Origin of the sequence: Luteimonas yanweni, from assembly GCF_039548475.1 — a bacterium.
Lineage (GTDB): Bacteria > Pseudomonadota > Gammaproteobacteria > Xanthomonadales > Xanthomonadaceae > Luteimonas.
Genome location: NZ_JBCLVC010000013.1, coordinates 1 through 17,925 on the forward strand (window position 1 = coordinate 1; position 17,925 = coordinate 17,925).

At 69.2% G+C, this 17,925-nt stretch carries 19 protein-coding genes; 8 read left to right on the forward strand and 11 right to left on the reverse strand.

Going from position 1 to position 17,925, the window contains the following annotated elements; translation table 11 throughout:
- Nucleotides 1–172: 172 nt before the first annotated feature.
- Nucleotides 173–595, reverse strand: a complete 423-nt coding sequence (locus WCE39_RS14290; RefSeq protein WP_449284055.1) for a DUF4160 domain-containing protein — start codon at nt 593–595, stop codon at nt 173–175.
- Between the two features lie 171 nt (nt 596–766).
- Between WCE39_RS14290 and WCE39_RS08430 the strand changes: the two genes are divergently transcribed.
- Nucleotides 767–1,795, forward strand: coding sequence for an integron integrase (locus WCE39_RS08430; protein ID WP_343276244.1), 1,029 nt, complete (start codon nt 767–769; stop codon nt 1,793–1,795).
- A gap of 28 nt (nt 1,796–1,823) precedes the next feature.
- On the opposite strand, the gene WCE39_RS08435 is transcribed toward WCE39_RS08430, so the two are convergent.
- Nucleotides 1,824–2,303 (reverse strand): Lrp/AsnC family transcriptional regulator, encoded by a 480-nt coding sequence (locus tag WCE39_RS08435; protein WP_343276245.1) that lies wholly within the window; start codon nt 2,301–2,303, stop codon nt 1,824–1,826.
- 187 nt (nt 2,304–2,490) lie between these two features.
- Here WCE39_RS08435 and phhA point away from each other — a divergent pair, with 187 nt between their 5' ends.
- From phhA to WCE39_RS08455, 4 genes are all read left to right on the forward strand, one after another.
- Nucleotides 2,491–3,393: a phenylalanine 4-monooxygenase gene (phhA, locus tag WCE39_RS08440; protein WP_343276246.1), complete on the forward strand. Its 903-nt coding sequence runs from the start codon at nt 2,491–2,493 to the stop codon at nt 3,391–3,393.
- A gap of 131 nt (nt 3,394–3,524) precedes the next feature.
- Nucleotides 3,525–5,699, forward strand: a complete 2,175-nt coding sequence (locus WCE39_RS08445; protein WP_343276247.1) for a TonB-dependent receptor family protein — start codon at nt 3,525–3,527, stop codon at nt 5,697–5,699.
- 315 nt (nt 5,700–6,014) lie between these two features.
- Nucleotides 6,015–7,028: a class 1 fructose-bisphosphatase gene (locus WCE39_RS08450; RefSeq protein ID WP_343276248.1), complete on the forward strand. Its 1,014-nt coding sequence runs from the start codon at nt 6,015–6,017 to the stop codon at nt 7,026–7,028.
- Between the two features lie 46 nt (nt 7,029–7,074).
- Nucleotides 7,075–7,785: a 2OG-Fe(II) oxygenase gene (locus WCE39_RS08455; RefSeq protein WP_343276249.1), complete on the forward strand. Its 711-nt coding sequence runs from the start codon at nt 7,075–7,077 to the stop codon at nt 7,783–7,785.
- Nucleotides 7,786–7,795: 10 nt separating this feature from the next.
- On the opposite strand, the gene WCE39_RS08460 is transcribed toward WCE39_RS08455, so the two are convergent.
- From WCE39_RS08460 to WCE39_RS08470, 3 genes are all read right to left on the reverse strand, one after another.
- Nucleotides 7,796–8,233: a response regulator gene (locus WCE39_RS08460; RefSeq protein ID WP_343276250.1), complete on the reverse strand. Its 438-nt coding sequence runs from the start codon at nt 8,231–8,233 to the stop codon at nt 7,796–7,798.
- Nucleotides 8,233–9,051 carry a sensor histidine kinase gene (locus WCE39_RS08465; RefSeq protein ID WP_343276251.1) on the reverse strand — a complete coding sequence of 273 codons (819 nt, stop codon included), beginning with the start codon at nt 9,049–9,051 and terminating at the stop codon, nt 8,233–8,235. Before WCE39_RS08465 ends, WCE39_RS08460 begins: the two co-directional genes overlap by 1 nt.
- Before the next feature lie 75 nt (nt 9,052–9,126).
- Entirely contained in the window at nt 9,127–10,242 is a 1,116-nt protein-coding gene (locus WCE39_RS08470; RefSeq protein WP_343276252.1) for a PA0069 family radical SAM protein, read from the reverse strand.
- 51 nt (nt 10,243–10,293) lie between these two features.
- On the opposite strand from WCE39_RS08470, the gene cls reads away from it, so the two are divergent.
- The 3 genes from cls to WCE39_RS08485 all read left to right on the forward strand — a co-directional run bounded on the left by cls (nt 10,294) and on the right by WCE39_RS08485 (nt 12,922).
- Nucleotides 10,294–11,742 carry a cardiolipin synthase gene (cls, locus tag WCE39_RS08475; RefSeq protein ID WP_343276253.1) on the forward strand — a complete coding sequence of 483 codons (1,449 nt, stop codon included), beginning with the start codon at nt 10,294–10,296 and terminating at the stop codon, nt 11,740–11,742.
- A gap of 109 nt (nt 11,743–11,851) precedes the next feature.
- Nucleotides 11,852–12,118 carry a hypothetical protein gene (locus WCE39_RS08480; RefSeq protein ID WP_343276254.1) on the forward strand — a complete coding sequence of 89 codons (267 nt, stop codon included), beginning with the start codon at nt 11,852–11,854 and terminating at the stop codon, nt 12,116–12,118.
- A 42-nt stretch (nt 12,119–12,160) separates the two neighbouring features.
- Complete coding sequence (locus tag WCE39_RS08485; RefSeq protein ID WP_343276255.1) at nt 12,161–12,922, forward strand: pyridoxine 5'-phosphate synthase; 762 nt, start codon at nt 12,161–12,163, stop codon at nt 12,920–12,922.
- 257 nt (nt 12,923–13,179) lie between these two features.
- Here the strand turns inward: WCE39_RS08485 and WCE39_RS08490 are convergent, their stop codons facing one another.
- The 6 genes from WCE39_RS08490 to WCE39_RS08515 form a co-directional block, all read right to left on the reverse strand.
- Nucleotides 13,180–13,593: an ExbD/TolR family protein gene (locus tag WCE39_RS08490; protein WP_343276256.1), complete on the reverse strand. Its 414-nt coding sequence runs from the start codon at nt 13,591–13,593 to the stop codon at nt 13,180–13,182.
- A gap of 15 nt (nt 13,594–13,608) precedes the next feature.
- Nucleotides 13,609–14,034 (reverse strand): ExbD/TolR family protein, encoded by a 426-nt coding sequence (locus WCE39_RS08495; protein ID WP_343276257.1) that lies wholly within the window; start codon nt 14,032–14,034, stop codon nt 13,609–13,611.
- Between the two features lie 30 nt (nt 14,035–14,064).
- Complete coding sequence (locus tag WCE39_RS08500; protein ID WP_343276258.1) at nt 14,065–14,811, reverse strand: MotA/TolQ/ExbB proton channel family protein; 747 nt, start codon at nt 14,809–14,811, stop codon at nt 14,065–14,067.
- A gap of 88 nt (nt 14,812–14,899) precedes the next feature.
- Nucleotides 14,900–15,568: an energy transducer TonB gene (locus WCE39_RS08505; protein ID WP_343276259.1), complete on the reverse strand. Its 669-nt coding sequence runs from the start codon at nt 15,566–15,568 to the stop codon at nt 14,900–14,902.
- Between the two features lie 150 nt (nt 15,569–15,718).
- Nucleotides 15,719–16,939: a tetratricopeptide repeat protein gene (locus tag WCE39_RS08510; protein WP_343276260.1), complete on the reverse strand. Its 1,221-nt coding sequence runs from the start codon at nt 16,937–16,939 to the stop codon at nt 15,719–15,721.
- A gap of 118 nt (nt 16,940–17,057) precedes the next feature.
- On the reverse strand, nt 17,058–17,873 hold the full coding sequence (locus tag WCE39_RS08515; RefSeq protein WP_343276261.1) for a M48 family metallopeptidase: 816 nt from the start codon (nt 17,871–17,873) through the stop codon (nt 17,058–17,060).
- Nucleotides 17,874–17,925 lie beyond the last annotated feature (52 nt).

Here is a 17,925-nt window from a genome sequence, read left to right on the forward strand (position 1 = left end):
GCTTGGACGCATCACGGAGTGCCTGCTCTGACATGTCTCCGGCGCCGGCTATCTCACGCTCGATCAGATACTGAGTCATCGCCTTTCTCCTGAGTTGCCAAATTGCCCCAACGGTGGGGCCTAACACTTGAGTTAAGCCGCGCCGCGAAGCGGCGTCGGCTTGAATGAATGGTTAGGCGCCATCGCACGGTCCCACTTGGCAATCGGTGGGTCTCGTCGCATTCCACACCTCAATGAGCTTGTGCTTCGAATGTTGGTGCCAGTACCTGACTTTGTCTAGCACATCGGGAGACGGCTGCCCCCTGAGAAGCCTGCAGTCTTCGATCGCGAAGCTAGCATTCAAGTCTGGCGCACGCACATGAAAGTGAGGCGGTGGATGCTCGTCAGGATAGATCTCTAGCCTAAGCCCGTTCAGCCGCTCTACCAACTGCTTCCCTTGAAGAAGAATTGGTTCGCCGTTGCGGAAGAAAATGTAGCAGGGACCATGCAACATGGCCTCAAGCCACAATGCCCACTCGTCAAGTCCGTCGAGTGTCGTCGGGTCGGCAAGCTCGAATCGCCCGGCTTCCTTTAGCTGATCCTTCGAGATAGCCATTAGTGGCGCCTAACACTAAGTAGATCCCAAAAGCGGAATGTAGCAGGTCCCGACGTAGTCCCCCCTCGCCTCCCTGTCGGGAAAATCCCACCACAGATCACCCACTTACCTACTTCCTGTGTCGGCGGCGCGCGGTAATGATTCGGACAATTACCTCATGGATGAGGCGGTATGGAATACCGGGGCAGGAACGAGGCGGTAACCGGGTCGCTGGGCGATGCGGCGTCGAGCGTACCGGCGCAGCCTCCACGTCTGCTCGACCAGGTGCGCATCCGTTGCCGGGCCAGGCACTACAGCATCCGCACCGAGCGCGCCTACGTAGGCTGGGCGCGCCGCTTCATCCTTGCCAACGGGCGGCGCCATCCGCGCGAGCTGGGGCTGGCGGAGGTGGAAGCCTTCCTGTCCATGCTTGCCGTGCGCGACGACGTGGCGGCAAGCACGCAGAACCAGGCACTGTCCGCGCTGCTCTTCCTCTACAAGGAGGTCCTGGGCCTCGAGTTGCCCTGGGTGGGTTCGGTCACGCGGGCAAAGCGTCCGAAAAGGCTTCCCGTGGTGTTGACCAACGCGGAGGTCCGCGCGCTTCTGGCCCTGGTCGACGGCCAGGTCGGGCTGATGGCCTCGCTGCTTTACGGTGCGGGCATGCGCTTGATGGAGACGGCGCGGCTGCGGGTGAAGGACATGGACTTCGGGCGCCGTGAAATCATCGTGCGCAACGGCAAGGGGGGCAAGGATCGGCGGGTGCCCCTGCCCCGCACGCTCGAGGCCGGACTCATGGCCCAGGTCGAGCGGGTGCGCATCCTGCACGCGCGGGACCTCCAGGAGGGATTCGGCGAGGTATGGTTGCCGCACGCGCTTGGGCGCAAGTACCCGACGGCCGGGCGCGAGCTCGGCTGGCAGTGGGTGTTCCCGGCGCAGCGGCTGTCGGTGGATCCGCGCAGTGGCGCGCGTCGGCGGCATCATGTCGATGAAGGGGTGCTGCAGCGCGCGGTGAAGTCGGCCCGCGCCGCGGCCGGCATCGTCAAGCCGGCCACCTGCCACACGTTGCGCCATTCGTTTGCGACCCACCTGCTCGAGTCGGGGCACGACATCCGCACGGTGCAGGAGCTGCTGGGGCACAAGGATGTCGCGACCACGCAGATCTATACGCACGTGCTCGGCCGGGGTGCCGGCGGGGTGCTCAGTCCGCTCGATCGGGAGTGACGTCCAGGCCGCGGCCGCGTGCCCGCGTTCACGGCGTGGGCAATGGCAGCCCGCGCATCGCCTTGACCGTGCGCAGCACGAAGCTTGAGTTGACGTCGCCCACGCCGGGGCGGGCCAGCACGCGGTCCAGCAGGAAGCGGGAGAAGTGTTCGAGATCGGTCACCATCACCTGCAACAGGTAGTCCATGTCGCCGGTCAGGGCGTGGCAGGCGACCACTTCGTCCCACTCGTTCACGCCGCGGGCGAAGTCGGCCACGGCGGCGGCGTCGTGGTGGTTCAGGCGGATCCGGACGAATGCGGTCAGGCCAAGGCCCAGGCGTTCGGGATCCACTTCGGCGCGGTAGCCGGCGATCACTCCGCTGCGCTCCAGCCGCTGAACGCGCCGCAGGCACGCGGAGGGCGAGAGGTGCACGCGCTCGGCCAGCTCGGCGTTGCTCTGGCGGCCGCGCCGCTGCAGCTCTGCCAGAAGCTGGATGTCGACGCGGTCGAGGCTGTCGGTCAGGGCCATGCGGTGCTCCAGCGTCTGTACACAATATTCTTGCGCCCCACTGCGTCTCTGGCGCAACGAATGCAACCATATTGCGCTGACAAGTGGCTAGAGTCGATGGGTAGCGGGCCTCGTGCGCACAAACCTGCACGCAAAAGCGTCATGGCAGTGCGCCCGGCCGGTCCGCCCTTCACCCCGGAGCCCTGCCATGTCCACGCCCGCCCCCACCCAGCCCCGCCGCGTCGAGAACCTCCACACCGACAAGGGCAAGGTGCCGGTCTACGCCACCGGCGTGGTCGACCAGAACTGGGCCGGCTACACCGGCGCGGACCATTCGACCTGGGCCACGCTGTTCGAACGCCAGCGCAAGCTGCTGGTCGGGCGCGCCAGCGACGAATTCCTGCAGGCGCAGGACGCGATGGGCATGACCCCCGACCGGATCCCGAAGTACGACGATCTCAACGCCGTTCTGGAGCCCGCCACGGGCTGGCGGCTGATCGGGGTGGAGGGCCTGCTGCCCGAGCTCGACTTCTTCGAGCACCTGGCCAACCGCCGCTTTCCGGTCACCTGGTGGATCCGCCGTCCGGACCAGATCGACTACATCGAGGAGCCGGATCTTTTCCACGATCTGTTCGGCCACGTGCCGCTGCTGATGAACCCGGTGTTCGCCGATTACATGGCGGCCTACGGACGCGGCGGGGTCAAGGCGCACGCGATCGGTGCCGACGCGCTGCAGAACCTGACGCGGTTGTACTGGTACACGGTGGAGTTCGGGCTGATCCGGCAGGCCGACGGGCTCCGCATCTACGGCAGCGGCATCGTCTCCTCCAGCGGCGAATCGGTGCACTGCCTGGAATCGCCGGCGCCCAATCGCATCGGCTTCGACCTCGAACGCATCATGCGCACGCGCTACCGCATCGACACCTACCAGAAGACCTATTTCGTCATCGACAGCTTCGAGCAGCTGATGGCCGCCACCGAGCCCGACTTCACCCCGATCTACGCCCGCCTGGCCGAGCAGGACTCCATCCCCGCCGGCACCGTGTACGACACCGACCACGTTTACCACCGCGGTACCGGCGAAGGCTGGTCCACCGAAGGCGACGTCTGACCCGCACCCACCACCCGTGGGAGCGGCTCCAGCCGCGATCCCCAGGCCACTGCAGCCTGCGGGAACACAGCTTTCCCCCGCATACACCCGCTGACCACCCTGCCGCAGGCGACAATGCCCGCATGACGTCCATGCCCCCCCTTTCGCCGGCCGCCTCCGCGCTGGCAACGCTGCCCTTTGCCATCGCCATCGCCCTCACCTTCGCGGCCGCGCCCGCGCTCGCCCAGGACCCTGCGGACCCCGCCTCTGCCACCGCCGCGGACCCCACCACCCTCGACACCCTCGTCGTCGAAGCCACCCGCCTGCGCACCGTTTCCGCGTTTGACACGCCCGCCTCCACCGCCACCATCGACCTCGGCGGCGACATCTCCGGCGCCAACGCCGATGTCTCCGATGCCCTGCGCGGCATCCCCGGACTGCTCGCGCGCGATCGCCAGAACCTGGCGCAGGACACCCAGCTTTCGATCCGCGGCTTCGGTTCGCGCGCGACCTTCGGCGTGCGCGGGCTGCGACTGTATGCGGACGGCATCCCGGCCTCGATGCCCGATGGCCAGGGCCAGCTCTCGCACTTCAGCCTCGCCGGCGCCGATCGCATCGAAGTGCTGCGCGGGCCGTTCTCGGCCCTGCACGGCAACTCGTCCGGCGGCGTGGTCTCGATCCACAGCGCCGACGGCCAGGCCGGCGATCCCTGGTCACTGCGCGCCACCGTGGGCAGCGACGGCACCTGGACGGGTGCGGCAAGGCTGCTCGGCGGCAACGACGTGGTCGGCTACAACTTCGCCGTGTCGCGCCTGGACACCGACGGCTGGCGCGATCATTCCGCGGCGCGCCGCGACGTGGCCAACCTCAGGCTCGGCTTCGACCTGGGCGAGCGCCGCCGGTTGTCGCTGGTGCTCAACCACGTCGACATCCCCGAAGCGCGCGATCCGCTGGGCCTCACCGCCTCGCAGGTGCGCGAAAACCCGCGCCAGGCCGTCGCCAACGCGCACATCTACGACACCCGCAAGACCGTGCGCCAGTCGCAGGCCGGCGCCATCTACGAGCACGGCTTCGGCGATGCGAACACGCTGCGTGTCTCGGCCTGGGGCGGCGACCGCGAGGTCACCCAGGTGCTACCGATCCCGCCGGCGCCGCAGGGCAACCCGCTGCATTCCGGCGGCGTCATCAACCTCGATAACGGCTACGCCGGCTACGACGCACGCTGGACCTCGAGCGGTTCGCTCGCGGAGCGGCCGCTGGAGTTCGCGCTTGGCGCCAACGGCGAGCGCCAGCGCCAGCATCGCCGTGGCTTCGAGAACTTCGTCGGCGATGCGCTCGGCGTGCGCGGGACGCTGCGCCGGGACGAGCGCAACAACGTCGACGCCAACGACGTCTACGCCCAGGCCTGGTGGCAGGTCGCGCCGCGCTGGTCGCTGCTGCTCGGCGCGCGCCACAGCGAGGTCGAGTTCAGCTCGCGCGACCGCTACGTCGCCGCCGGCAATCCCGATGACAGCGGCCGCGTGGAGTTCAGCGAGACCTCGCCCGTGGCCGGCATCACCTTCGCGCCCTCGGAGCACCTGCGCATCTACGCCTCGGCCGGCCGCGGCTTCGAAACCCCCACCTTCAACGAACTCTCCTACCGCGCAGACGGCGGCGCGGGCCTGGCCTTCGACCTGCGCCCGGCGGTCAGCGACAACTACGAGCTCGGCATGAAGTGGCGCACGCCCACCGGCGGCATGCTCGAGGCCGCGCTGTTCCGTGCCGATACCGACGACGAAATCGCGGTCGCACGCAACGTCTCCGGCCGCAGCAGCTACCGCAACGCCGGCGGCGCGCGCCGCCAGGGCGTGGAGCTGTCCTGGCTGCAGCCGCTGGGCGAGTCCTGGGACCTGCGGCTGGCGGCAACGCAGCTGGACGCGGAGTTCCGCGGCTGCGGCGGCGCGGGCACCGCGCCGGATGCCTGCATCGGCGGCACCGGTGATTCCAATCGCCGCATCCCCGGCGTCCCCGAGCGCCAGGCCTTCGCCCGCCTGCAGTGGAACGGCGGCCCCTGGCGCGCCGCGCTCGAAGGCGAAGCCATCGGCAACGTCGCCGTCAACGATGCCGGCACGCAGTCCGCCTCCGGCTACGGCCTGCTGCACGTCGAGGCCTCGCGCAGCTGGAACACCGCCACCGGCCCGCTCCGCCTGTTCGCCCGCATCGACAACCTGCTCGACCGCGACCACATCGGCTCGGTGATCGTGAACGAAGGCAACGGCCGCTTCTACGAACCCGGCGCCGACCGCACCTGGCTCCTCGGCCTCGAGTGGCAGTTCGACCGCCGCTAAGGGTTTCGCAAAGTCGCTCCCCTGCGCAGCGTTCTGTCGCGCTCAACCCCGCGACAGCAATCGGGGCCAGGGGTTGTCGGGTCCGCAGCCGGCATAAAGACCACCACGTGGTCAGCCGGCGGAGGACCCGACGACCCCTGGCCGTCGCCAAGCCCGGCTCCGATGCCCCGCGGAACATTCGCGGCTACAGCCGCTCCCACGAGGCTCGGGCCGGACGAGGCTGGTGCGTTCCCGCAGCCCTTCGACCCTTCAGCCCTGCACCCCGCTGCCCCTTGGGCGACAATGGCGCCCCGTCCGCCACTCCGCAGGTCCGCGATGTCCAGCCACGTCTCCCTCACCCGCCACCTGATCGAGGAGCAGCGCGCCGGCCGCATCAACGCAGACCTGCGCCAGCTGATCGCGGTGGTCGCGCGCGCCTGCACCAGCATCTCGATCGCGGTCGGCAAGGGCGCGCTCGGCGGCGTGCTCGGCGATGCCGGCACCGGCAACGTGCAGGGCGAGGCGCAGAAGAAGCTCGACGTGCTGTCCAACGACATCCTGCTCGAGGCCAACGCCTGGGGCGGGCATCTCGCCGCCTGCGCCTCCGAAGAGATGGAGCACTGCCACCCCATCCCCGACGCCTATCCGCGCGGCAACTACCTGCTGCTGTTCGATCCCCTCGACGGCTCCAGCAACATCGACGTCAACGTCTCGGTCGGCACCATCTTCTCCGTGCTGCGCTGCCCCGAGGGCGTGACCGCCGCCTGCGACGAGGACTTCCTGCAGCCCGGCACCGCCCAGGTCGCCGCCGGCTACTGCGTCTACGGCCCGCAGACCACCCTGGTGCTGACCTTCGGCCACGGCACCCACGCCTTCACCCTCGACCGCGAACAGGGCGTCTTCGTACTCACCCGCGAGGCCATCCGCATCCCGGAGGAGACGAAGGAGTTCGCGATCAACATGTCCAACCAGCGCCACTGGGAGGCGCCGATGCAGGACTACGTGCGCGACCTGCTGGTGGGCAGCGAAGGCCCGCGCGGCAAGGACTTCAACATGCGCTGGGTGGCCTCGATGGTCGCCGACGTGCACCGCATCCTCACCCGCGGCGGCATTTTCATCTATCCATGGGACAAAAAGGATCCTTCCAAGGCCGGCAAGCTGCGCCTGATGTACGAGGCCAATCCCATGTCCTTCCTGGTCGAACAGGCCGGCGGCGCCGCCACCAACGGCCGCGACCGCATCATGGAGATCGCGCCGGGCCAACTGCACCAGCGCGTCCCCGTCTTCCTCGGCTCGAAGGCCGAAGTCGAAGCCGCCACCCGCTACCACCGCGACCACGACGCCTCCTGACCACCCTCCGACACTCGACGCTCCCACGACGAACAGAGGCACTCCGATGAGCCACGCGTCCGCAGCAGACTTCATCGAAGTGACGCCCGGCGCGCTCGACGCCGCCACCTGCGCCGCCATCGTCGAACGCATGCGCGCCAGTGATGCGCTGCAGCCTGGCCGCGTCGGCGGCGGCGTGTTCCCGGAGCTGAAAAAGAGCCGCGACATCGCCCTCGCCGGGCGCCCCGAATGGGCCGATGCCGAGCAGGCGCTCAACGTGGCCGTCTACCGCGGGCTGCTCGCGTACATCCGCCGCTACCCGCAGGTCCTGATCGCGCCGCTGATGCTGCAGCAGCCCATGGCCGACGGTGGCCTGCGCCGGCTCGAGGCCGGGGACATCACCGCCATGGACGACCGCACGCTCGGCCGGCAGGCCATGGCCTGCCTGCGACCCGGACCGGTCAACCTGCAGTGGTACGCGGCCGGCGAAGGCGGCTATCCCTACTGGCACTGCGAGCTCTACCCGCACGATCCGCAGGCCGAGACCCTGCACCGGCACCTGCTGTGGACGGTCTATCTCAACGACGGCTTCGACGCCGGTGAAACCGAATTCATGTTCCAGCAGCGCAAGGTGAAGCCCCGCACCGGCGACCTCCTGATCGCCCCGACCGCCTTCACCCACACCCACCGCGGCAACCGCCCCGCAGGCGGCGACAAGTTCATCGCCACCAGCTGGATCCTCTTCCAGCGCGCCGAAGCGCTATTTGCCGGTGCGTAAAAGCGAACAACTACCCCTCGCGCGGATGGTTCAGCACTAGCCAGTACATCCCCACCTGCTTCACCGCCCACATGAACTGGCCGAAGTCGACCGGCTTGCGGATATAGCTGTTCGCACCAAGCGAATAGCAGGCCTCGACATCGAAGGGCTCGGCGCTGGTCGTCATCACCACCACCGGCAGGCTGCGGAGGGTGGGCTCGGCGCGGATCGCCTGCAGCACCTCGCGGCCATCCATGCGCGGCATGTTGAGATCCAGCAGCACCAGCGAAGGGTGGTCACCGGGATCCCGGCTGGCATGCTTGCCCTGCGCGAACAGATAATCCAGGGCTTCCACGCCGTTGCCGACGACGTGCAGCGGATTGGCGATTTTCGCTTCGGCGAACGCGATCCGGGTCAGCTCCACGTCGTCCGGATTGTCCTCGACCAGCAGGATCGGCCTGGTGTTCATCACGGCCGGGTGTCTTGCGCGGCAGGAAGCTCGACGTGGAACACGCTGCCCCGCCCGGGCTCGGAGTCGACCCCGATGCTTCCGCCGAGCCGCCTGGCGATGCGCTGCGCGATCGCCAGGCCCAGGCCATGGCCGCCGCCCTCGTCGGGGCCGTGAACGCGCTGGAAGGGTTCGAACACGCGCCCCGCATGGCTGGTGTCGAAACCGCTGCCCTGGTCGCGGACGTGGATCCGCACGCGTTCGCCGTGGCATTCGGCGGTGATGGCGATGCGCACCGTGTCGCGAACTCCGGAAAACTTCCAGGCGTTGTGGAGCAGATGGTCGAAGAGGAGCTTGAGCTGGCGTTCGTCCGCGCGAACGCGCATGCCGGACTGCACACTGGCTTCGACCAGGCGTCCGGGATCGGCATCGCGCAGCTCCATCAGCGCCCAGTCCGCGAGCAGGCTGGCGTCGACGTCGGCGATATTCAGATGGTCGTGCGAGGCGCGTGACAGCGCCTGCAGCGCGTCCAGCAGCGCAGCCATGCGCGCGGCGGCAGCCCGGATCCTGGCAAGGTGGTCGCGGCCGGTGGCATCCAGCGTCTCGCCGGACCCGGACTCCAGCATCGCGGCGAAACCCTCGATCGCGCGCAGCGGTGCGCGCAGATCATGGGCAATGCCGTAGGACACCAGGGCCTGGTCCTTCAGGACGCTGGCCAGCTGCGCTTCGCATTCGTTCAGTCGTGCGGCGGTGGTGTCGCCCACGTCCGCGGACGGGTCGTGCGTATCGACCCGCGCCCCACCGGCAGGCGGCGGTGCATGGGTTGGATCCTGTTTCATCGCGGAACCGTACACCACCGTGCCGTCGTGGTGGCGTATAGGATCCGTGAATTCCCTCCGCTGCCTGGACGCCCTCTAGAACAGCTGGCCCTGCGGCGAGGCAGGCCGCGGCGCGACGAAGCGCGTGCAGTCCAGCGCCGGAAGATGCGCGAACCCGAGCTGTCGCCAGGCACGGCTGAAGCGCGCCGCGAGCAGCTGCGCGAAAGGCCCTTCGCCGCGCATGCGGCTACCGAAGGCGCTGTCGTAGTCGCGGCCGCCGCGCATCTGCGCCACCAGGCTCATCACGTGCGCAGCGCGCTCGGGGTAGTGCAGGGCCAGCCACTCGCGCCAGACGTCCTTCAGCTCGTGCGGAAGGCGCAGCAGCACGTACGACGCGTCCGATGCGCCGGCCTCGCGTGCGGCGCCCATGATCGCCTCGAGTTCGCTGTCGGTGATCGCCGGGATCACGGGCGCCACCATCACGCTGACCGGCACGCCCGCCTGGTGCAGCCCCGCGATGGCCTTCAGGCGCGTGTGCGGCGCGGACGCGCGCGGCTCCATGCGCGCGGCCAGGCGGTTGTCCAGCGTTGTCACCGACACCGCCACCTGCACCAGGCCCTGCGCGGCCATCGGCGCCAGCAGGTCGAGGTCGCGCAACACCAGCGCGTTCTTGGTGATCAGGTGCACCGGGTGGCGCGTCTCGGCCAGGACTTCCAGCAGGGCGCGGGTGATGCGCCGGCTGCGCTCGATGGGCTGGTAGGCGTCGGTGTTCACCCCCAGCGCGATCACCGCGCAGCGGTAGCGCGGTCGCGCCAGCTCCGCGCGCAGCAGCTCGGCGGCGTTGGTCTTGGCGAACAGCCGGGTCTCGAAGTCCAGCCCCGGCGAGAGGTCGAGGTAGGCGTGGCTGGGGCGCGCGAAGCAGTACACGCAGCCGTGCTCGCAGCCGCGGTAGGGATTGATCGATTGCCCGAAGCCAACGTCGGGCGACTGGTTGCGGCTGATGATGCTGCGCGCGCGCTCCGCGGTGACCGTGGTGTCGGGGCCGGGCTCCAGCGCCTCGCCGGCGGCGTCGGAGAAGTCATGGCCCGATCCCCAGCCGTCGTCCTCGCGGCTGGCGCTGCGCTGTTCGAAGCGGCCGGGCACCCACGAGGCGGACCCGCGGCCTTTCAGGGCCCCCATGACCGCAAGCTTGGCTTTGCCATCGTCGCGCATCGGGATAGCCTACGCCCCGTGTGTCGCAGCTCCTGCGACGGGGAGCCCTGTGTGGACGCGTTGCGCGAAGCCTGGCAGGCGCTGCTGTCGATACCCCACCTGGGTGCCTGGCTGATCGCCGCATGGGCGGCCTACCTCGTGCTGCTGGGCGGCTGGATCATCCTGCAGAAGCGCGAGCCCGTAGCCACCCTCAGCTGGCTGCTGGGCCTGGCCCTGCTACCGTACCTGGGCTTCCTGATCTACCACGTGTTCGGGCCGCAGCGTATCGAGCGCCAGCGACTGCGGCGCGCGCGCAGCCGCCAGGCGGCGCCCGCCGGCGAAGCCTTCGCCGACGCCGCGCATGCCGACGCGGTCGAGCTCGCGCGCCTGGCCACCGCCACCACCGGCCTGTCCCAGTCGAGCGCCCGCGACGTGCGCCTGCTGGTGGACGGCGCCGCCAAGTACCAGGCGCTGCTGGCCGACATCGCAGCGGCCACGAAGCACGTGCACCTGGAGTACTACATCTTCGAGCCCGACCGCACCGGCGCCGCGCTGCGCGATGCCCTGGCCGAACGCGCCCGAGCGGGCGTGCAGGTGCGGCTGCTGATGGACGCCATCGGTTCGGCGCGTGCGCGGCGCTTCTTCCAGCCGCTGGTCGACGCCGGCGGCGAAGTGGCCTGGTTCCATCCGATGCGCTTCGGCCACGTCTGGCGGCGGCCGTGGGCGAACCTGCGCACCCATCGCAAGATCGTGGTGATCGATGGCCGCGTGGGCTACACCGGCGGCATGAACATCACCGACGAACAGGACGAGCGCCTGGGCGACGCCGCCTATCGCGACCTGCACCTGCGCCTGGAAGGCGCCGTGGTGCGCGTGCTGCAGCTGGTGTTTTGCGAAGACTGGGCCTACGCCACCGGCGACCATGCCTTCCTGTCCGACGTCGCCCGCGATACGCCGCGCGAGGCCGCGCCAGGCCCGGTCCGTGCACAGGTGCTGGTGTCCGGCCCGGACTCGCCCTGGGAGGCGATCCATCGGCTGCATGTCTCGGCGATCCAGGCCGCGAAGAAACGCGTGTGGCTGACCACGCCCTACTTCGTGCCCGGCGAGGCGGCGATGATGGCGCTGACCTCGGCGGCGCTCGCCGGCCTCGACGTGCGCCTGGTGGTGCCCCGCGACAGCGATTCCCGGCTGGTGACGCTGGCCGCGCGCTCCTACTTCGGCCCGCTGCTCGCGGCCGGGGTGAAGATCTACGAGTACGGCCCGCGCATGCTGCACAGCAAGTCGCTGCTGGTCGACGACGAGCTGGTGGTGATCGGCAGCGCCAACTTCGACCACCGCAGCTTCCGCCTCAACTTCGAGGTTTCGGTGCTGTTCGACGATCCGGCGATCGCCGCGGAGCTGGCCACGCTGATCGAAGGCGAGCTGGCGCACGCACCGCGGGTGCAGCGCGGCGCCCGCCGCCCGCTCCTGCGTGCGCGCCTGCCCGAGGCCCTGGCGCGGCTGATGTCGCCGCTGCTCTAGGCCCGCGGAGCCGGTTCTGCGACCGGCGGCACGCTGCCACCGCCCGGCGGAGGCGCGCGCGCGCACTGCCAGCGGCTAGACTTCGGGACAGTTCCCGTGGAGGCGTGCGATGCCCTGGTTGTTCCTGCTGCTGGCCGTGGCCGCGTTCGCGGTGGCGCTGAACGCTTCGTCGATGGTGCTCGCCGTGCTCTGCCTGCTGGTGGCCCTGGCCGCCACCGTCGCCTGGGTGCTGGGCCTGCTCGCGCAGCGCGTGGGCAACCAGTCGCGCGACGACAGCATGATGCTCGATCCGGTCGAGCTGAAGCGCCTGCGCGAGCAGGCGGAAGCACGCCGCATCGCCGAGCAGGGCCAGGCAGGCGAGCCGCCCCACGGCTGAGCCCGGCACGCCGGGCACGCAGGGACGGGTATCCTGCCCTGCATGACCCGGCTCAGCGTCAACCTCAACAAGATCGCCGTGCTGCGCAACTCCCGCGGCGGCGGCGAACCCGACATGCTGCGCGCGGCGCAGGCTTGCGTGGACGCAGGCGCCCACGGCCTGACCCTGCATCCGCGCCCGGACGCGCGCCACGCACGCGCCGACGACGTCATGGCGTTGGCTGGACTTGCCGCGGAGCGCGGCGTCGAACTCAACCTCGAAGGCAATCCGTTCGCGGCGCCGCGGCCGGGCTATCCCGGTTTCATCGCCCTGTGCCGCGAGGCCCGCCCGGTCCAGGCCACCCTCGTGCCCGACGACGACGGCCAGATCACCTCCGACCACGGCTTCGACTTCGTCCGCGACGGCGCCCGCCTGGCGCCCATCGTGGCCGAACTGCGCGCGCTCGGCTGTCGGGTCAGCCTGTTCGCCGACGCCCATGCCGATTCCGATGGCGGCAACGCTGCGATCAAGTCCGCGGCGGCCACCGGCGCCGACCGGATCGAGATCTACACCGGCCCCTTCGCCGAAGAATACGCGGCCGGCACCGCGTCCGGCGCGCTCGCCGCCTGCGCCGTCACCGCGCGCCGCGCCCGGGCCGAGGGGCTTGGCGTCAATGCCGGCCATGACCTCAGCCAGCACAATCTCGCTGCCTTCCTGGCCGCGGTTCCCGGCGTCGAAGAGGTCTCGATCGGCCACGCCCTGATCGGCGAGGCGCTGTACGAAGGCCTGGCGACGACGGTCCGGCGCTACCTCGCGCTTCTGTAGGGCCGCGGGAGAACAAGGGCACTTGCCGCGGATTTGCGCGGATCAGAAGAGCGATCAGAGCGGATAGAAGCAGGTGCATGAGGAGGGCTCGGGCTTGGCCATGGCCGCGTGGCCTGGATTCACGTTCGATGGCCCTCGCTTCTCCGAATCAGAGGAAAAAACAAAAAAAGCCGCCCCTTGTGGGGGCGGCGCAAGAAGCAAGCGTGTTGTCCGTTCGCGGCGCGCTGCAGGCGACGCCGCGGACGGGTGGTACGCGATCAGTTCTTCACAAAGCCGATCTTCATCATCTGTGCGTTCTTCGCCTCGGCCAGCACCTTGGCCAGGACACCATAGTCCGCGTCCTCGTTCACGTCGATCTGCAGCGTGGGCTGGTTGGCCGGGTCACGCTGGACCTCGGTCTCCATCATGCTGCGCAGCGCCGTGATCGGTGCCGGGCTGTCGTTCCAGAAGATCTGGCCCGAACCGTCGATCCGGAGCTTGATCGGCTCCGGCGGCTCGACCGGATTTTCCGGACGACTCAGCGAGCGCTGCGGCAGGTCGATATCGATTGGATACGACAGCTGCGGCGCAGTGACCATGAAGATGATGAGCAGCACCAGCATCACGTCGCAGAGCGGAATGATGTTGATGTCGGCCATCGGGCCGTCACCGGAATTGGATGAAAAAGCCATGCTGCTAACTCCGGGTCAGTTGCTCTCGCGGGTGGCGACGAAGCCCACCTTGCGCATGCCGGCGGCCTGCGCGAGGTTGACGACTTCCTTCACCACGCCGTACTTCGTGGTCGTGTCGGCACGGACGTTCACCGGCGGCTGCGGGGTCTTCTGTGCCTCGACCGCCAGCGAACTCTCCAGGAGCTGGAGCGTGACCGGCTGGTCGTTGAGGTAGATCTCGCCCGAATCGGTCACCGCGATGGTGATCGGCATCGCCGCGGGAGCCGTATCCGGCCGCTCGTCCAGGTTGGCCCGGGGGAGCTCGACCTTGACCTTGTGGGCCATCAGCGGTGCCGTGACCATGAAGATGATCAGCAGCACCAGCATCACGTCGACCAGCGGCACGATGTTGATCGTGGCGTTGACCTTGTCATGGCCATTACCGCTTGAACTGTAAGCCATGTCGATTCTCCTTACTGGCCCTTACCTGCCTCAGCGCTTCTGCTCGCCGACGCGCGAGCCGGTGGCGAAGAAGTCGTGCAGGTCATGCGCGAAGGTGTCGAGCTTGTAGTTCAGGCCGCGGTTGAGGCGGACGAAGAAGTTGTAGCCCAGCACCGCCGGGATCGCGACGCCAAGACCGATCGCGGTCATGATCAGCGCCTCGCCCACGGGCCCCGCCACCGCGCCGATGTCGGCCTGGCCGCTGGCACCGATGCGGATCAGCGCACGGTAGATGCCCCACACGGTACCGAGCAGGCCGACGAACGGCGCGGTCGAACCGACGGTGGCGAGCACGGTCAGGCCGGCCTCGAGCTTCAGCGACTCGCGGGTCACGCCCTGGCGCAGCGCGCGGTCGACGAACTCGGAGCGGTTGAGCGACTCGACCAGGCGCGAACCTTCGTGGCGCTGGTGGTGCGCGGCGGCCTGGGCGGCGTCAAGGGCGACCTTGGAGAAGGGCTCGCTGCGCGATTCCTCTTCCATGGCGCGGATCGCGTCCTGGGCGTTCTGGGTTTCCCAGAACGTGGTGATCACGCGGTCGGCGCTTCCACGCAGGCGCATGTGCTTGATGAAGTTGAAGATGATCCAGTAGATCGACATGGCCGACATCACCAGCAGGGTGATGAGCACCACCCAGCCGACGGCATCCATGTGTTGGACCATGTCCGCGAAACCCATCTGCTGGAGCGCTGCAGCGTTGCTGCCTCCGGCGGCGGGGACGTTAGTGGTTTCCTGCAGCATGACGCTTACCTTCTAGATGTTGTGGTGTTGGAAAAGGGTGAAGCTGGTACAGCGGTTTTGCACTCGGCTGCCGGGCGGCGGCCGGCTGTCAATCGAAGTTGAAGTCCACCGGGACGCGGACGCGGCCTGCGACCGGGACGCCGTCCCGGATCTCGGGATTGAAGCGCCAGCCGCGGGCGGCGGCCACCGCCGAGCGGTCGAGGTCCCGGTTGCGGCTGGACTTCTCGACCGACACGTTGGTCACGTTGCCGTTGGCGTCGACGTCGATCACGAGGATCACCGTACCCGTGATGCCTGCGCGCGCGGCAGCCGGCGGGTACTTCGGCGGGTTCATGTTCTTCGAGGACGGATCCACGCTGGCGCCGATGTTCGCGACCGGGGCCGGCGGAGCCGGCGGGGCCGGCGGCGGGGCCGGGGTATCCATCGGCGACGGCTCGTCGAACACCACCGGCGGTTCCTCGGGCGGCGGCGGCAGCGGCGACGGCTGCGGCGGCACCAGCTCGCGGATCGGCTGCGGCTCCGGCGGCTTGGGCGGCGGCGGCGGCGGCGGCGGGGGCGGCGGCGGCGGTTCGATCAGGACCACGCGGGTGACCGCTTCCTCTTCCGGTGCGGCGCCGGGCGGATTGACCGGGGCCAGCAGGAGCAGGACCGCGGCGGCGTGGAACGCCACCACCATGGTGAAGCCGGCGATACGCGCCCAGTTCAGGCCCTCGTCCTGGTCGTTGTTCCGGTCGGGGGTCGTGGCGTGCTGCGTCATGCGGAGAACTCGATTCTGGCCGGGTCGCGAGCGCCCCGAAAAATGGTGTCTGGATCCGCGCCCATGTTCAGCGCGGGAATTCCCAAGCTTATACCAATCATGGCGCGTGGTTCTACCGCGCCGTCGACCTTGCTTCCACGGGCCACCGCGTCAGCGCGCCAGCAGCGCGCGCGCTTCCGCGGGGTTGTCCAGGCCCTTGTCGATGGCCTTCTGCGCCGCGTCCTTGGATTCGGCGGTGCGTCCCTCGTTGGCAAGCGCCTTGGCGAGGTTCAGGTAGGTCTTGCCGGTGTCGTCCAGCGGCGCGGCCTTCCGGTAGGCCTCGATCGCCTTGTCGTACTGGTCGCTGAAGTAGTACGCCTGCGCGAGCTGCGCGTAGGTCCTGTAGTCGGGCTTGAGCGCGCCCTTCTCCAGGCCTTCGTTGAGCACGGCGATGGCCTTGGCCTCGCCGCCCTCGCTGTTGAGGTAAAGCGCGGACAGGTTGCGGTATTCGCCTTCCTCGGTGAGCTGGCCGGCCGTGCGCAGGCCTTCGTAGATGGTGATCGCCTTCGCGGGCTCGTCGGCCTGCAGGTAGACGCTGGCAAGGTTGAGCTGCGCACGCTTGTCGCCCGGCGCCTGCGCGGCGACCTCCTCGGCGAGCGCGGCGGCTTCGCCTGCGCGATCGCCTTCCGCATACGCCGCCATCAGCAGCTGGCGCCACGACGCCTCCGCGTCCGGATTGCCCTTGACGGCAGGCTCCAGCGCGGCGATGGCTTCGTCATGCCGGCCCATGCGGTAAAGGATGTTGCCGCGGAGGACCTGCAGGTCCTTCTTGTCCGACTTCGTCTGGTCAAGCAGCGTGTCCAGGCTGGCCAGGGCGCCGGCATAGTCGTCGTCCTGCAGCTGCAGCTGGGACAGCATCAGCATGCTGCCGAAGTGTTCGTTGTTGCCGAGGCCGTCGAGCTCGATGGCCTGGCGCAGGTAATCCCTGGCACGCGCGTTGTCTTCGTTGATCAGCAGGTCGGCGACCAGGCGCAGGGTGATCGCGCGCTCGTAGGCGTTGGCCTTCTCGTCGCCCAGCACGTCGGCAGCGGCGGCCTCGGCGGCGGCGAGGTCACCCGCCTGCTGCGCTTCGGACACCTTGTTGATCCGCGCGCCCATGCGCGCGCTCGCGCTCAGGCCCGGTTCCTGACGGGTGGCGGCGGGGTATTCCGCGGCGGCCTTGGCGCCCTTCTTGGCGTCCTGCTTGCCGTCGGCACCGGCGTCCCGCGCGGCGCGGCGCTCGGCGGCGCGCTCGTGGGCCGTCTGCGCAACGGCGTCGGTGGCGACGCCGAGGGCGAGCACCGCGACGATCGCGGAAACCAGCAGGGAACGGTGGGTGGGGAGTGCGGACATGGCAGGCCTCGGGTGTGCGGGGCACGCTGCGGCCGGGCCTGAGCGTGCTGGGGGGAGCCAAAACTACCAGAACAGGCGGCGTCGGCGCGAGCGCACCATCGGACGATGGTGCAATGATTCAGCCGCAGGCCGGGCGTCGCCCTGCGGCGCGCGCCTGCTCCCAGGTCGGCACCAGGCTGGTCGCGCGCGACTGCAGTTCGCCGATGCGCGCACTTGGATCGGGATGCGTCGACAGCCATTGCGCCGGCCGGTTGCCACCGCTGGCGGACATCATGTTCTGCCACAGGTTGACTGCCTGGCGGGGATCGAAGCCGGCTTCGGCCATCAGCCGCTGGCCGACGACATCGGCTTCGCTTTCCTGCGCGCGCGACCCCGGGAGCAGGAACGCCGTCTGCAGCGCCGCGCCGCCAAGCTGGTTCGTGGTCTGCGTGGCGCCTTCGCCGTAGCGCGAACCGACCAGCGCACCGACCACGCCCAGCGCACCCTGCGCGCCCATCTGGCGCGTGATGCGCTCGTCGTGGTGGTTGGCGATCACGTGCCCGACCTCGTGCGCGATCACCGCCGCCAGCTGGTCCTGGGTCTTCGCGACGCTGAAGATGCCGGTATACACGCCGACCTTGCCGCCGGGCAGCGCGAACGCATTGGGGTTGTCGTCGACGAAGACCGCCGATTCCCACGAGATCTGGCGCTGCGCGGGCGGCAGCTGGGCGACCACCGCACGCACCACGCAATCCACGTAGCGCTTCTGGGTGGCGTTGCCGGTCTGCTGCATCTTGGCCTTCTGCTCGGTGAAGGCCTGGGCGCCGAGCTGGTTGAGCTGCTCCTGCGACACAGCACCCACGTACTGGGTCCGCCCGGTGGGCGATGTCGTGGTGGCGCAGGCGGCCACGGCCACCGTGGTGGCGATGGCGAGGGCAAGCGGGAGAGTCTTCATGGCGGCATCCTGGTTGGGCTTCGGCTGTTGTAGGCGCCGCCGCCTGAAGGCG

What these genes read in the sequence shown, in the direction of transcription:
- WCE39_RS08465 (WP_343276251.1), bottom strand. Translation starts at nt 9,051, where the DNA reads ATGAAACAGGATCCAACCCATGCACCGCCGCCTGCCGGTGGGGCGCGG.
- WCE39_RS08500 (WP_343276258.1), bottom strand. Translation starts at nt 14,811, where the DNA reads ATGCTGCAGGAAACCACTAACGTCCCCGCCGCCGGAGGCAGCAACGCT.
- WCE39_RS08510 (WP_343276260.1), bottom strand. Translation starts at nt 16,939, where the DNA reads ATGTCCGCACTCCCCACCCACCGTTCCCTGCTGGTTTCCGCGATCGTC.
- WCE39_RS08495 (WP_343276257.1), bottom strand. Translation starts at nt 14,034, where the DNA reads ATGGCTTACAGTTCAAGCGGTAATGGCCATGACAAGGTCAACGCCACG.
- WCE39_RS08480 (WP_343276254.1), top strand. Translation starts at nt 11,852, where the DNA reads ATGCCCTGGTTGTTCCTGCTGCTGGCCGTGGCCGCGTTCGCGGTGGCG.
- WCE39_RS08435 (WP_343276245.1), bottom strand. Translation starts at nt 2,303, where the DNA reads ATGGCCCTGACCGACAGCCTCGACCGCGTCGACATCCAGCTTCTGGCA.
- WCE39_RS08490 (WP_343276256.1), bottom strand. Translation starts at nt 13,593, where the DNA reads ATGGCTTTTTCATCCAATTCCGGTGACGGCCCGATGGCCGACATCAAC.
- WCE39_RS14290 (WP_449284055.1), bottom strand. Translation starts at nt 595, where the DNA reads ATGGCTATCTCGAAGGATCAGCTAAAGGAAGCCGGGCGATTCGAGCTT.
- WCE39_RS08430 (WP_343276244.1), top strand. Translation starts at nt 767, where the DNA reads ATGGAATACCGGGGCAGGAACGAGGCGGTAACCGGGTCGCTGGGCGAT.
- WCE39_RS08515 (WP_343276261.1), bottom strand. Translation starts at nt 17,873, where the DNA reads ATGAAGACTCTCCCGCTTGCCCTCGCCATCGCCACCACGGTGGCCGTG.
- WCE39_RS08485 (WP_343276255.1), top strand. Translation starts at nt 12,161, where the DNA reads ATGACCCGGCTCAGCGTCAACCTCAACAAGATCGCCGTGCTGCGCAAC.
- phhA (WP_343276246.1), top strand. Translation starts at nt 2,491, where the DNA reads ATGTCCACGCCCGCCCCCACCCAGCCCCGCCGCGTCGAGAACCTCCAC.
- WCE39_RS08505 (WP_343276259.1), bottom strand. Translation starts at nt 15,568, where the DNA reads ATGACGCAGCACGCCACGACCCCCGACCGGAACAACGACCAGGACGAG.
- WCE39_RS08460 (WP_343276250.1), bottom strand. Translation starts at nt 8,233, where the DNA reads ATGAACACCAGGCCGATCCTGCTGGTCGAGGACAATCCGGACGACGTG.
- WCE39_RS08470 (WP_343276252.1), bottom strand. Translation starts at nt 10,242, where the DNA reads ATGCGCGACGATGGCAAAGCCAAGCTTGCGGTCATGGGGGCCCTGAAA.
- WCE39_RS08445 (WP_343276247.1), top strand. Translation starts at nt 3,525, where the DNA reads ATGCCCCCCCTTTCGCCGGCCGCCTCCGCGCTGGCAACGCTGCCCTTT.
- WCE39_RS08455 (WP_343276249.1), top strand. Translation starts at nt 7,075, where the DNA reads ATGAGCCACGCGTCCGCAGCAGACTTCATCGAAGTGACGCCCGGCGCG.
- WCE39_RS08450 (WP_343276248.1), top strand. Translation starts at nt 6,015, where the DNA reads ATGTCCAGCCACGTCTCCCTCACCCGCCACCTGATCGAGGAGCAGCGC.